This is a genomic window from Terrabacter sp. 2RAF25 (assembly GCF_052115265.1).
Classification (GTDB): Bacteria; Actinomycetota; Actinomycetes; order Actinomycetales; family Dermatophilaceae; genus Terrabacter.
Genome location: NZ_JBFRGJ010000003.1, coordinates 564438 through 577490, shown reverse-complemented (window position 1 = coordinate 577490; position 13053 = coordinate 564438). Strand labels below are relative to the sequence as shown.

At 72.1% G+C, this 13053-nt stretch carries 14 protein-coding genes; 6 read left to right on the top strand and 8 right to left on the bottom strand.

Features of this window, described 5'->3' with window-relative positions:
• Positions 1-165: 165 nt before the first annotated feature.
• Positions 166-1869 carry an aminotransferase class V-fold PLP-dependent enzyme gene (locus AB4091_RS11635; protein ID WP_442291903.1) on the bottom strand — a complete coding sequence of 568 codons (1704 nt, stop codon included), beginning with the start codon at positions 1867-1869 and terminating at the stop codon, positions 166-168.
• A 140-nt stretch (positions 1870-2009) separates the two neighbouring features.
• Positions 2010-2558, bottom strand: a complete 549-nt coding sequence (locus AB4091_RS11630; protein WP_442291902.1) for an LppU/SCO3897 family protein — start codon at positions 2556-2558, stop codon at positions 2010-2012.
• Positions 2559-2728: 170 nt separating this feature from the next.
• Here AB4091_RS11630 and AB4091_RS11625 point away from each other — a divergent pair, with 170 nt between their 5' ends.
• Entirely contained in the window at positions 2729-4072 is a 1344-nt protein-coding gene (locus tag AB4091_RS11625) for a M16 family metallopeptidase (protein ID WP_442291901.1), read from the top strand.
• Positions 4069-5457, top strand: coding sequence for a M16 family metallopeptidase (locus AB4091_RS11620; RefSeq protein WP_442291900.1), 1389 nt, complete (start codon positions 4069-4071; stop codon positions 5455-5457). The genes AB4091_RS11625 and AB4091_RS11620 overlap by 4 nt, the downstream gene beginning before the upstream one ends.
• 87 nt (positions 5458-5544) lie before the next feature.
• Here AB4091_RS11620 and AB4091_RS11615 read toward each other — a convergent pair whose 3' ends face one another.
• From AB4091_RS11615 to AB4091_RS11595, 5 genes are all read right to left on the bottom strand, one after another.
• A complete protein-coding gene (locus AB4091_RS11615) occupies positions 5545-6111 on the bottom strand; it encodes a GNAT family N-acetyltransferase (protein ID WP_442291899.1) in 567 nt (188 codons plus the stop codon).
• 43 nt (positions 6112-6154) lie between these two features.
• The gene (gene hisN, locus AB4091_RS11610; protein ID WP_442291898.1) at positions 6155-6946 is read right to left on the bottom strand and encodes a histidinol-phosphatase; all 792 of its coding nucleotides are present in this window, start codon (positions 6944-6946) and stop codon (positions 6155-6157) included.
• 113 nt (positions 6947-7059) lie between these two features.
• Positions 7060-8103, bottom strand: coding sequence for a ribosome small subunit-dependent GTPase A (rsgA, locus tag AB4091_RS11605; protein ID WP_442291897.1), 1044 nt, complete (start codon positions 8101-8103; stop codon positions 7060-7062).
• Positions 8100-9437, bottom strand: coding sequence for a 3-phosphoshikimate 1-carboxyvinyltransferase (gene aroA, locus AB4091_RS11600; protein WP_442291946.1), 1338 nt, complete (start codon positions 9435-9437; stop codon positions 8100-8102). The genes rsgA and aroA overlap by 4 nt, the downstream gene beginning before the upstream one ends.
• A 64-nt stretch (positions 9438-9501) precedes the next feature.
• Positions 9502-10032 carry a DoxX family protein gene (locus AB4091_RS11595; RefSeq protein ID WP_442291896.1) on the bottom strand — a complete coding sequence of 177 codons (531 nt, stop codon included), beginning with the start codon at positions 10030-10032 and terminating at the stop codon, positions 9502-9504.
• Positions 10033-10174: 142 nt separating this feature from the next.
• On the opposite strand from AB4091_RS11595, the gene AB4091_RS11590 reads away from it, so the two are divergent.
• The 4 genes from AB4091_RS11590 (at position 10175) to rsrA (ending at position 12814) form a co-directional block, all read left to right on the top strand.
• Positions 10175-11020, top strand: a complete 846-nt coding sequence (locus tag AB4091_RS11590; protein WP_442291895.1) for an SOS response-associated peptidase — start codon at positions 10175-10177, stop codon at positions 11018-11020.
• The gene (locus AB4091_RS11585; protein WP_442291894.1) at positions 11017-11658 is read left to right on the top strand and encodes an alpha/beta hydrolase family protein; all 642 of its coding nucleotides are present in this window, start codon (positions 11017-11019) and stop codon (positions 11656-11658) included. The genes AB4091_RS11590 and AB4091_RS11585 overlap by 4 nt, the downstream gene beginning before the upstream one ends.
• A 128-nt stretch (positions 11659-11786) precedes the next feature.
• Positions 11787-12530, top strand: coding sequence for a sigma-70 family RNA polymerase sigma factor (locus AB4091_RS11580; RefSeq protein WP_442291893.1), 744 nt, complete (start codon positions 11787-11789; stop codon positions 12528-12530).
• Positions 12527-12814: a mycothiol system anti-sigma-R factor gene (rsrA, locus tag AB4091_RS11575; protein ID WP_442291892.1), complete on the top strand. Its 288-nt coding sequence runs from the start codon at positions 12527-12529 to the stop codon at positions 12812-12814. The genes AB4091_RS11580 and rsrA overlap by 4 nt, the downstream gene beginning before the upstream one ends.
• Before the next feature lie 136 nt (positions 12815-12950).
• Here rsrA and AB4091_RS11570 read toward each other — a convergent pair whose 3' ends face one another.
• A complete protein-coding gene (locus AB4091_RS11570) occupies positions 12951-13025 on the bottom strand; it encodes a 50S ribosomal protein bL37 (protein ID WP_369791897.1) in 75 nt (24 codons plus the stop codon).
• Positions 13026-13053 lie beyond the last annotated feature (28 nt).

The window sequence follows — 13053 nt, the reverse complement described above, 5'->3', positions numbered from 1 at the left end:
GCGCGCGTGCCCTCTCCATGTTCCGCACGCTAGTCAGGGGCGGCGCGGGCACGCTGCCGTCATCCACAGCCTTCCCGCGCGACCTGCGACGCGACTCGTCCGCGGGCGAGGAGGCAGCGCACAGGGGGCCGGACGGCATACGTCCTCGGTGAGACGCCGGCGCCCTCAGCGCGACAGGCTGGAGACGGGCAGCTCGAACCAGCGCAGGTGGTCGAAGTCGACGTTCACGTGGGCCTCGTCGCAGCGCTCCGGCTCGGCCGACCCGAGGATCGCTCGGGCCTCGTCGAGATAGCCCGCGAGAGCGTCCTCGCCGGCCCGCTCGGGCTGGGCGGGGTAGGTGAGGCGTCCGTCGCCGAAACCGATCGCGTCGAGGCGCAGGGGCGGCTCCACCGAGCCGTTGCGGTGCCTCCAGAGACCGGTGGCGGGCTCGAAGTCGTAGTCGCCGAGGAGTCGCCAGCCGTCGCGGGCGACGAGGCGCACCGCGTCGATGACGTAGTCGGCGACGACGTCGGAGATGAAGTAGTTGAAGTTGACCCGCACCCAGCCGGGCTTGATGCCCTCGCAGCCGCGCCCGATCTCGCGCTCGAACTCGTGCGACCGCTCGAGGTCGATGCCGAGCAGGTAGTGGCCGTAGGGACCGGCGCACGAGCAGCCGCCACGGGCCTGGATGCCGAAGAGGTCGTTGAGCACGGCCACGACGAAGTTGTGGTGAAGGTAGCGCTCGCCGTGGGCGTGGACCACGAACGACACGATCGAGAGTCGCTCTGCCCCAAGGTTGCCCAGGATCTCGATCGACGGCTCCGCCCCCCACGCCTGCACGGCCCGCTGGAGGAAGCGGTCCTCGTGGGCACGGATCGTCTCGACGCCGACCGCCTGCTTGAGCTTGAAGACGAGTCCCGCCCGGATCGCCTCGATGATGGCGGGGGTGCCGCCCTCCTCGCGGTGCGCGGGATCGGCGACGTAGTCGTGGGCCGCCGGGTTGACGTAGCTGACGGTTCCGCCGCCCGGCACGTCGGGCACGCGGTTGGTCATGAGCTCACGGCGCACGACGAGGACGCCGGGGGTGCTCGGGCCGCCGATGAACTTGTGGGGGCTGAGGAAGACGGCGTCCTTTCGTGCCGACGGGTCGGCGACCCCGCGTCCGCCACGGCCGTACATCTCGATCTCGACGTACGGTGCCGCTGCGGCGTAGTCCCAGAACGCGAGAGCTCCGTGCTCGTGCAGCAGCGTCGAGATCGCGTCGGTGTCGGTGACGATGCCGGTGACGTTGCTCGCCGCAGAGAAGGAGCCGATGAGCAGCGGGCGGTGGGCGTATGCCGTCAACCGCTCGCGCAGCACGGCGAGGTCGACGTGACCGTCCAGGTCCTGCGGGATGACGACGACGTCGGCCACGCACTCGCGCCACATGACCTCGTTGGAGTGGTGCTCGTAGGGCCCGATGAAGATCACCGGTCGTTCATCGGCCGGCACGAGACTGCTTGCGTGCCAGCGGTCCTCGAAGTTCGAGGGCACTCTCAGTCCCAGGATGCCGACGAGCTTGTCGATCGCTCCGGTGCAGCCCGACCCTGCGAAGACGACGACGGTCTCGTCGTCACCGCCGACGGCGTCGCGGATGGTGCGCCGGGCGTCCTCGCGCAGTCGCGTCGTCTGGAGGCCGGTGCCCGAGCTCTCGGTGTGGGTGTTGGCGTAGCGGGGGAGCACTTCGTCGCGGATGAAGTCCTCGATGAACCCGAGGGCGCGACCCGATGCCGTGTAGTCGGCGTAGGTCACCCGGCGCGGGCCGTAGGGGCCGAACATCACGTGGTCGTCGCCGATGACGCTCGCCCGGATCGTGGCGAGGAGGTCGTCGCGGTCGCTGAGTTCAGCCATGATCAAACCATAGCGCGAAGTGATGCTATCTGCCCAAACCATAACTGTTGATTAATCCACCACGGCGTGGGGACGGCGACGCCCCTGCCGCCCTGGTGGGCGGCAGGGGCATCGGCGGCTGGAGCCGGGCTGGGCTGGGCTCAGCGCACCGCGCCGAGGCAGATCGTGTTGCCCGTCGTGGCGCCCTTCTCGGACTCGAAGAACGTCATCGTCGTGGCCTCGTACGGCGAGCAGGTCTGGTCGGCAGCCGACTCGAGCGTGTCCTTCTTGATGAAGACGACCTTGAAGTCGGCACTCTTGTCGCCGCAGTCCACCGCGGTGATCGCGTCGTCGTCGCCACGCTGCACGCACTGTCCGATCGACAGGGTGTCGGCCGCCGGCTTGTCCGAGAGCATGTAGCCGAGCCCGAACTTGGCGAGGAGCACGACGGCCACGGTGCCGATCGCCGAGAGGATCTTCTTGCGCTTGGACGTGGAACCCGGGGTGGCGGGGGCCTCGGGCGACGCGGGCGGCTGCACGGAGGACCCAGGGGCGGCGGTCGTCGTCTCGGTGGCCGCCGGCGTCGTCTCGGTGGCTGCCGGCGCCGTCTCGGCCGTTGCCGACGTCGTGTCGGCGGTGGCCGGCGGGGCGGGCGTCGGCTCCGGTGCGGCGGCCGTCGGCGACGGGTCGGTGGTGGGCTGCTCGGGCATGGTGGAACGCTCCTCGTGGAGAAAGTTGTGACCCCTGTGATGGCCTCATCGGGCCGCGACGCGCGGTGCGGTCGCGCCAGCAGATTGTGCCGGGTCGCCGATGTGCGTGGTGCCTGCTCGCACTCCGGAGCGATAACAACTTCGCAAAGTTGTCGCATAGGGTCGAGCCCGTGACAGCGATCTCCTACCCCCTCGTCGAGCGGACGCTGGCCAACGGGCTACGCGTCATCGTCAGCGAGGACCACACGGTGCCCAACGTCGCGGTGAACCTCTGGGTCGGCGTCGGCAGCCGCCACGAGAGCCCGGGCCGCACCGGGTTCGCCCACCTCTTCGAGCACCTCATGTTCCAAGGCAGCAGGAACGTCGCCTCGGGCGAGCACTTCTCGGCCCTGATGGACGAAGGCGCCCGGCTCAACGCGACGACGTGGTTCGACCGCACCAACTACTTCGAGACGGTGCCGACCGGCGCGATGGAGCTCGCGCTGTGGCTCGAGGCCGACCGCCACGGCCACCTGCTCGACGCCGTGACCCAGGAGAACCTGGACAACCAGCGCGACGTCGTCAAGGAGGAGAAGCGCCAGCGCTACGACAACGTGCCCTACGGCAAGGCGCTCATCGACATCTACGCGACGGCCTTTCCCGAGGGCCACCCGTACCACCACCCCACGATCGGCTCGATGGAGGACCTCGACGCGGCCACCCTCGAGGACGTCCACGCGTTCTACCGGGCGCACTACGGGCCCAACAACACCGTGCTCACGCTCGTCGGCGACGTGACGCCCGAGGACGGCTTCGCCGCCGCCGAGAGGTACTTCGGGCCGCTCCCGGCCATCGCGCTGAACACGCGGGAGCGCCTCGGGCAGCTGCCGCCGCTGCCCGAGCCCGTCCGCCTCGACCGCGTCGGTGACGTGCCCAACGACCGCATCTACGTGTGCTTCCGCCTGCCGGTCGACACCACGCCGGACTACCTGGCCTGCCAGGTCGCCGTCGACGTGATCGGCGGTCTGGCCAGCTCACGGCTCGTCCGCCGCCTCGTGCGCACCGACGAGACCGCCGTCGCCGTCGGCGGCTGGACCATGGGCCTCGTCGACGGGGTCGGCCTCGGCACCATCACCGTCGACGTCTCCTCCGGCGCCGACGTCGAGCAGGTCGAAGCGGCCGTCTGCGAGGAGATCTCGCGCTTCATCGCCGACGGGCCGGACACCGCAGAGCTGGAGTCCGTCATCGCCGACACCGAGCGCTCGTGGCTCAGCGCGCTCGCGAGCATCGAGGAGCGCGCCGACCACATCAGCCACCACGCGCTGCTGACCGGCGACCCGGCATACGTCAACACGTTCGTCGAGCGCATCCGGGCGGTGACGGCCGAGCAGGCCCGCGCCGCCGCACAGGCGTGGCTCGACCCCCGCTCTCGCGCCGTCGTGCGCTATCTCGCCGACCCGGGGCTTCCCGACGAGGAGGCCGACGACAAGGACTCGACCAAGGACTCGACCAAGGACTCGGAGGAGGCCGCATGACCGCCGTCGCCCGCCCCGTGGTGGCCCCGCCCGAGCCCTGGGACTTCCCCGAGGGGCGCACGCACGACCTGCCCAACGGCCTGAGGCTCATCACCTACGACGTGCCGGGGCAGTACGTCCTGTCGGTGCGGCTCGGCCTGCCGGTGTCGCTGCGTGACGAGCCCCGCGAACGTGAGGGCGTGGCCTCGATCATGGCCCGCACGCTCGACGAGGGCACCGCGAACCACACGGCCGAGGAGTTCGCGCGACTGCTCGAGCGCAAGGGTGTCAGCTTCGGCGCCGGCATGGCCGACGCCGGCCTCTCGATCGACCTCGACGTCGTCAAGGGCAACCTGGAACCGGCGCTCGACCTGCTGCGGCAGATCCTCACCGAGCCGGTGTTCCCGCAGGCAGAGGTGGCGCGGCAGGTGCGCACGCGCCTCGCCGAGATCGAGCAGGAGCGCTCCGTCGCCGCCCACCGGGCGGGCCTCGAGTTCGTGCGCACCTTCTACGCCGCCGACGACCGGTCGTCCAGGCCCACCGGGGGCACGCGTGAGACCGTCCGGGCGATCACCCGCGACGATGTCGCGGCCTTCCACCAGAAGCACGTCGTCGCCGCGGGAGTCACCGCGGTCGTCGCCGGAGACCTCGACGGCCTCGACGTCCCTGCCCTCGTCGAGTCGGCTCTCGGGGGCTGGCAGAAGGGGCCGGCGGACCGTGCGCGTCACCTCGACCACGCAGCCGCACTGGCCGACGACCGCGGTCGCATCGTGCTCGTCTCGCGCCCGGGGTCGGTGCAGACCGAGTTCGTCATCGGGGCTCCCGGTCCCGACCGGTCCGTCGAGGGCGGCTGGGCGCCCTACCCGGTGCTCGGCTTCGTGCTCGGCGGGTCCCCGAACGCGCGGGTCGACGCCGTCCTTCGCGAGGAGAAGGGCTACACCTACGGCATCAGGTCGAGCTTCCGCCCGCGCCGGCGTGGGGGAGTGTTCCTCACCTCGGGCTCGGTGCGCGCGGACTCGACGGCAGAGTCGCTCCAACTGCTCGTCGACATCCTCGAGAGCGGTCGAAAAGGCTTCAGCGACAAGGAGGTCCGTTCCGGCGTCGACTTCATCGCGAAGACGGCGCCCGGTCGCTACGCGACTGCCGACACGATCGCCGACGAGGCCGTCGGCATGGCGCTCGACGGGCGCACCACCGAGTTCACCACGGCGAACCTGCGCGACCTCGCCACCGTCGACCGCGTGCGCGTCGACCAGGCATACGCCCGGTTCGCTGCGGCGGCCGGGATCGGCGACGGGGCGCCCGGCACGGGCTGGACGATCGTCATGGTCGGCGACGCGTCGGAGCACCTCGAGGCACTCAAGGCGCTGGGCCTCGGCGACGTCACCGTGGTCCAGGACCCCTGACCCACCACCACAGCCCTGACCGAACGCCGCGTTCGGTGCCGAAAGCGCTGTTAGAACACTGCGTTCGAGACCGAACGCGGCGTTCGGTCAGGGGAGGGGGGTGAGGGGGCGTTCCATCACGTAGTCGTCCTCGTGGACGCCGCCGACGAGGAACCGTTTCGTGCCGACCCGCACGAACCCGTTCTTGGCGTAGAAGCGCTGGGCCCGCTCGTTCTGCTGGTTGACGCCGAGCCAGACGCCGGCCGCTCCGGCACTCCGGGCCCAGTCGAGGCACCGGCTCATGAGCAGGGCCGCGGCACCCGAGCCGTGCGCCTCGGGCAGGACGTAGATCTTCGACAGCTCGACCGTGGGCCGGTGGCGGATCGCCCCACGGACGTCGTCGTCGCCCGGCTCGCCGCTCACGAGCATGGCATAGCCGAGGGCGGTGCCCGAGCGTTCGGCGAGCAGCACGTGCCGGGCGGGATCGGCGAGGTACGCCGTGAAGCGCTCGGCCGAGAGCACCTCCGAGACGAAGGCCTGCACGCGCTCGGGTGACATCGAGGGAGGGCAGGCCAGCACGAACGTGGCAGCCGCCACCGCGGTGAGCGCCGGCACGTCCTCCGCGCAGGCCGGTCGCACCGACGCCGCGGCGCTCGGGTCGGGTGTGACGCTCACGCCGAAAACACCTGTCGCAGTGACCGATCCGTCGCCAGGCTGCTCACTCGGACGCCATCCCGATGCGGCTCAGCACCTCGTCGTGCAGCAGGCCGTTCGTCGCCAGCGCGTTGCCGCTCCAGCAACCGTCACGGCCGTCGAGGCCGGTGAACCGCCCGCCGGCCTCCTCGACGATGGCCACGAGTGCCGCCATGTCGTGCACGGCGAGCTCGGGCTCGGCCGCGATGTCGGCCGCGCCCTCGGCGACGAGCATGTAGGACCAGAAGTCGCCGTAGGCGCGCGTGCGCCAGCAGTCGTCCATGAGGTCGAGGAAGTCGTCGCGTCGACCGCGCACCCGCCACCCAGCGAGCGAGGAGTAGGACAGCGACGCGTCACCGAGTCGGCCGACCTTCGAGACCGAGATCCGCCGGGCGGACGAGAGCGAGCGACCGGTCCAGGCGCCGGACCCAGTGGCCGCCCACCAGCGCCTCTGGAGAGCAGGCGCGGCCACGAGCCCGAGCACCGGCGTGTTGTCGACGACGAGGCCGATGAGCGTGGCCCAGACGGGCACGCCTCGCACGAAGTTCTTCGTGCCGTCGATGGGGTCGATGATCCAGCGGCGCGGGCCGTGCCCCGTGGTCTCGAACTCCTCGCCCTCGACGGCGTCGCGCGGCCGGGTGCGCTTGAGCTGGGAGCGCACGAGCTCCTCGGCGGCCCGGTCGGCGTCGGTCACCGGCGTCAGGTCGGGCTTCTCCTCGACGACGAGGTCTGCGGCTCGGAAGCGGGCGATGGTCACCCGCTCGACGGCATCCGCCAGGACGTGGGCCAGACGGAGGTCGTCGTCGTAGGAGGTCACCGGGTCAACCTAGCGGCAACGCCCGGCACGCGGGCGGGGAGCACCCGGAAGGCGGGCGTCCCGCACGGTGTCTCGTCGGCGCAGACACGCCCGAGGCCGTATGCCGCTGCGGCTCAGTGCTCCTCGCCCGACCGACTCGAGAGCAGCCGCCGCAGTGACGCCAGGCGCGAGGGTCCCGCCGCGCCGGCGTGGCCGTCGGCCACCCACGCGTCGAGGGCGCACTCCTCCTCGTCGTGGGTGCAGCCGCGTGGGCACTCGTCGGTGCCGGCGGCGAGGTCGGGGAAGTGGTCGATGATGCGGTCGACGTCGATGTGGGCCAGACCGAAGGACCGGATTCCAGGGGTGTCGATCACCCAGCCGTCGTCGGCCCCGTCGGCGCCGCGCAGGCGCAGCGCGACCGCGTTGGTCGAGGTGTGCCGGCCACGCCCCGTGGTGTCGTTGACGACGCCGGTCGCCCGCAGGGCCCCCGGCACCAGACCGTTGACGAGTGTGCTCTTGCCGACGCCGGAGTGCCCGACGAGCACGGAGACCTTGCCCGACAAGCGCGCCCGCAGGTCATCGAGCCCGGTGAAGTCGTCGGCGGTCCGCGACGTGACGACGTGCTCGACCTCCAGCGGTGTGTAGCTGGCGAGGAACGGGGCCGGGTCGACGAGGTCGGCCTTGGTCAGGGCGAGCAAGGGCTCGAGGTCGGCGTCGTAGGCGGCGACGAGGCACCGGTCGACCATGCGAGGACGCGGCTCGGGGTCGGCGAGCGCGGTGACGATGACGAGCTGGTCGGCGTTGGCGACGATGATGCGCTCGTAGGGGTCGGTGTCGTCAGCCGTGCGACGCAGCACCGAGCGGCGCTCCTCGATGCGGACGATGCGTGCGAGGGCGTCCGGGCCGCCGGCGAGGTCGCCCACCAGGGCGACGTCGTCACCGACGACGACGCGGGTGCGCCCGATGTCTCGGGCCTTCATCGCGGTGACGACCCGCTCGGGCTCCTTCTTGCCGAGGGCGCCCTTCGGCACGAGGCAGGTGTAGCGGCCACGGTCGACCCCGATGACCATCGCGACGACCGCGTCGGCGTGGGCGGGACGCTCCTTGGTGCGGGGCCTCGATCCCTTGCGGCTGGGGCGGACCCGGACGTCGCCCTCGTCGAGGTCCCGCCAGCTCATCGAGGAAGCACCACGGACGCCGAGCCGTCGAGCATGCCGCGCCACAGGCCCACGAAGTCGGGCAGCGTCTTGCGAGTGGTGCCGATGTGCTCGACCTGGACGCCCGGGACGCGCAGCCCGAGGATGGCGCCGGCCGTGGCCATGCGGTGGTCGTGGTAGCTGCGGAAGCGCCCGCCGCGCAGGGTCGACGGCGCGATGCGCAGGCCGTCCTCGGTCTCGGTCACCCGCGAGCCGAGGGCACCGAGCTCGGCGGTGAGTGCCGCGAGCCGGTCGGTCTCGTGGCCGCGGATGTGGGCGACACCGCGGATCCAGGTCGGGGTCGAGGCCAGGGCAGCCAGGGCTGCCACGGTGGGCGTGAGCTCGGCGGCGTCGTGCAGGTCGATGTCGATGCCGACCAGCTCGCCCGTGCCCTCCACGGTGAGTCCCGCCCGGTCGAGCCGGACGTCGGCCCCCATCGTGTCGAGGATCTCGCGGAGCAGGTCGCCAGCCTGGGTGGTGTGCTGCGGCCAACCGGGCACCCGCACCATGCCACCCGCGACGAGGGCGGCGGCGACGAACGGGCCGGCGTTGGAGAGGTCGGGCTCGACCGACACGTCGAGCGCGTTGATCTCGGAGGGCTCCACCCGCCACGTGTCGGGCTCGCTGTCGTCGACGACGGCGCCGGCGTCGCGAAGCGTCTCGACGGTCATCAGGATGTGCGGCTCGCTCGGCACCGGCTTGCCGTCGTGGTGCACGGTGACGCCCTCGTCGTAGCGGGCGCCGGCCAGCAGCAGGGCGGAGATGAACTGCGAGGACGCCGACGCATCCATGGTGACGGAGCCACCGGGAAGGCTCCCGCGTCCGTGGACGGTGAGCGGGAGGCAGCCGCCGTCGTCGTCGACGTCGGCACCGAGGGCGCGCAGGGCGTCGATGACCGGACCCATCGGCCGCACCCGGGCCTGCGGGTCGCCGTCGAGGCGCACCGGGCCGTCGGCGAGGGCCGCGACCGCGGGCAGGAAGCGCATGACGGTCCCGGCGAGCCCGCAGTCGACGGTGACGCCGCCGGTCAGCGTCTCGGGTGGCGTCACCAGCCAGTCGGGCACGGTGGCGGGCGTGCCTGCCGGTGCCTCGCCCTCGGGCGCCACGTCGTCGATGCGGACTCCCAGTGAGCGCAACGCGTCCGCCATCAGGAGCGTGTCGCGCGAGCGCAGGGGTGCCCTGAGCCGTGAGCGGTCGCTGGCCAGCGCGGCCAGCACGAGGTAGCGGTTCGTCAGGGACTTGCTGCCCGGCAGCACCACCGTCGCGTTGAGGGGGCCTGGCGCGAGCGGGGCCGCCCAGTCCGGCTCGGCCGTCAGGGTGTCGCCGGACGCGGCACCGGTCGGGGAGGGGAACTGGGGCGATGGATCAGCGGGACTCAACTCAGCTCACGACGTCCTGTGCTCGATGGGCGAGGAGGCGGGCCTCGCGCTTGGCGGTCTGCTTGGCGTGCCGCGCCTCGCGGCGCGTGGTCTTCGTGGCGTGCTGGGCGCGCCAGGCGAGGCCCGGCTTGCCCTCGGTGTCGACGGCGGCGAGGAGCAGGCCGCCGAGCAGGCCGACGTTCTTGAGGAAGAGGCTGCGGCTCTGGGCCTTGAGCGTCGGGTCGGTCTCCTCCCAGAACGCGTGCTCGATGGCCGTCGTCGGCACGACGGAGGCCGCGAGCACGGTGGAGGCGAGACGGGGCAGGCGGCCGGTCGCGAGGAGCATCCCGCCGCCGAGCAGGGCCGCGCCGTTGACCCGCACGAACAGGTCGGGGTCCTTCGCCGCGACCTCTGCCCCCGGCACCTGTCCGGGCACCTTCTGCAGCAGGTGGGCCGCCTGGTCGGTGCGTGCGGCCGGGTGGCGCAGTGCCTCGACGCCGGCGGCGATGAACACGGATGCGAGCAGGGGACGGGCGAGACGACGGACGATCATGCGGAACTCCTCCTCCGGCCGACGGCGCGAGCCCGCGCCGTGACCATGGTGGACCTGTGGACACCTACGGTATCGACATACCCACGGCCCCGGAGGCCGCGCCCACCCGTGGGCGTCGGTCACGCGGCATACGCTGTGCCGCATGTGCGGGAGGTATGCCGCGAGCGCGCGGCCCGACGAGCTCATCGAGGCCTTCGACGTCGACGAGGACCACACGGCCGAGCCCGCGCGCAGCGTGCTCAAGAACCCCCAGAGCCCGCCGGCAGGCGAGCCCGACTGGAACATGGCCCCGTCGAAGCAGGCGCCCGTCGTGCTGACCCGCCGACCCCGCAGCAGCGACGGCCCCGACGACGACCCGGAGCCGACCCGACAGCTCCGCCTCCTCACGTGGGGCCTCGTGCCGGCCTGGTCCAAGGACGTGAAGATGGGGCTGCGCATGACCAACGCGCGGGCCGAGTCGGTGCTCGGCAAGGGTGCCTTCGCCAAGGCCGCGCTCTCGCGTCGCTGCATCGTCCCGGCCGAGGGCTGGTACGAGTGGCAGGTCTCGCCGACGGCCGTCGACGCGAAGGGCAAGCCGCGCAAGCAGCCGTTCTTCATCCACCGCGCCGACGGGGCACCCGTCGCCTTCGCCGGCCTCTACGAGTTCTGGCGCGACAAGGAGCTGCCCGACGGCGACCCCGGCGCGTGGCTCACGACGTTCACGATCATCACGACGGCTGCCGACCCGGGCATGGACCGCATCCACGACCGGCAGCCCCTCGTCCTCGAGCCGGGGCAGTGGGAGCAGTGGCTCGACCCCGATGAGAAGGACCCCGGCTACGTCCAGGGGGTCCTCGAGTTCGCCGACCCCGGCCGCTTCGAGGCCCACCCCGTGAGCCGGGCCGTGGGGGCAACCGGCAACAACGGCCCCACCCTCGTCGAGCCGGTGGCGGCATCCGAGCCCGAGGGCGTCGTCGACCCCATGACCGGCGAGGTGATCGGAGCGTGAGCGGTCCGACGAGGGCCACGGTGCGCGAGATCGAGACCCCGGGGGGCCCCGGCCGCGCACACGTCCAGCGTCCCGTGAACCCGCGCGGAACCGTGGTTCTCGGCCACGGCGCCGGCGGCGGGCTGGGCGCGATCGACCTCGCCATCGCCCGCGAGGTGCTGCTCGGCGCCGGCTGGGCCGTCGTGCTGGTGGAGCAGCCCTGGCTCGTCGCAGGCCGAAAGGTCGCGGGACGGCCGCCCACGCTCGACATCGCCTGGGTGCCGATCGTGGAGGCGCTCCTCACCGGTCGCGGCAGGCTGCCGCGACCCCTCGTCGTCGGTGGCCGCAGTGCCGGGGCCCGCGTCGCGTGTCGCACCGCCGGCCCGCTCGAGGCCGACGCCGGGCTGCTGCTGAGCTTCCCCCTGCACCTGCCCGGGCAGCCTGCCAAGCTGCGGGCCCACGAGCTCGCCCTCGCGCCTGACCCGTCCTGGGTCGTGCAGGGCACCAACGACACCTTCGGCACCCCCGACGAGCTGCGCCCCCACCTGCCCGTCGGCACGAGACTGGTCGAGGTCCCGGGCGCCCACAGCTACCCGAAGGGCTCACGCAGCGCCCTCACCCAGGCCCTCACCGCGATCGCGGGAATGCTGCCCGGCTAGGTGTCGTTGCAGGAGGCATGGTCACGAGCCGCACCCGCGCACCCGAGGACGCCCCCGTGCTGCCCTGGCACAGCCGGCCCGTGGAGCACGGCCGGAACGCCCAGCCCGCCGGTCTAGGCTGGACCGCGATGGCAAAGGACAAGAACACCGACCCCAGCGCCGCCCTGCGGCTGGCCGACCCGGGCGTGGCTGCCGCAGGCGCGCCCGTCGACGAGGCGGCTGCCCAGCAGGCGGCCGATGCGAGCGTCGACGTCGCGGCCGAGAACGAGCCCGACCGCCGCGCGCGCTTCGAGCGCGAGGCGATGCCCCTGCTCGACCAGCTCTACAGTGCCGCGCTGCGCACGACACGCAACCCCAGCGACGCCGAGGACCTCGTCCAGGAGACGTTTGCGAAGGCGTACGCCGCGTTCCACCAGTACAAGCCGGGCACCAACCTCAAGGCGTGGATGTACCGCATCCTCACCAACACCTACATCAACAGCTACCGCAAGAAGCAGCGCCAGCCCCTCGAGTCCGACTCGGCCCAGATCGAGGACTACCAGCTCGCGCGCGCCGAGTCGCACACGTCCTCCGGACTGCGCTCGGCAGAGGCGGAGGCGCTCGACCACCTGCCCGACAGCGACGTCAAGCGCGCCCTCCAGTCGATCCCGGAGGAGTTCCGCCTCGCGGTCTACTTCGCCGACGTCGAGGGGTACTCCTACAAGGAGATCGCCGAGATCATGGACACGCCCATCGGCACCGTGATGAGCCGGCTGCACCGGGGGAGGCGCCAGTTGCGCGAGCTCCTCTCGGCGTATGCCGCCGACCGCGGTTTCGTCGCAGCCGGCACCGCCGGTGCCCCGGGCGACGGCACGGAAGGAAGCCGGTCATGAACGAGCACACGGTGAGCGCGCCCGGCAACGAGGCGCGCACGGACTGCTCCGAGGCGCTGCTGCGGGTCTACGAGTACCTCGACGGCGAGCTGGGTCCCGAGGAGTGCGCCAAGATCCAGGCGCACCTCGACGAGTGCGGCCCGTGCCTCAAGGAGTACGACCTCGACACCACGCTCAAGTCGCTGATCAAGCGCTCCTGTGAGTGCGAGCAGGCGCCCGAGGCACTGCGCATGACGATCATGTCGCGCATCTCCCTCACCGTGATCCAGGTCGAGCGCGGCTGAGCCGAGCCCTCGCGCCGCGGCACGGACCACTCCGGCGTGACGTGGCCGCACGCACACCCCGGCCCGGACCGGCCGGCGCAGACACGACGAAGGCCCGCCCCGAACTGATCGGGTGCGGGCCTTTGGCGTCTGCGGCTCAGGCGTTGGGCTTGCGGCCGTGGTTGGCGGCGTTGCCCTTGCGGGAGCGGCGCTTGCGGGCGCGCTTGCTCATCGTCGGCTCTCCTTGGTGCTGCTGCGGT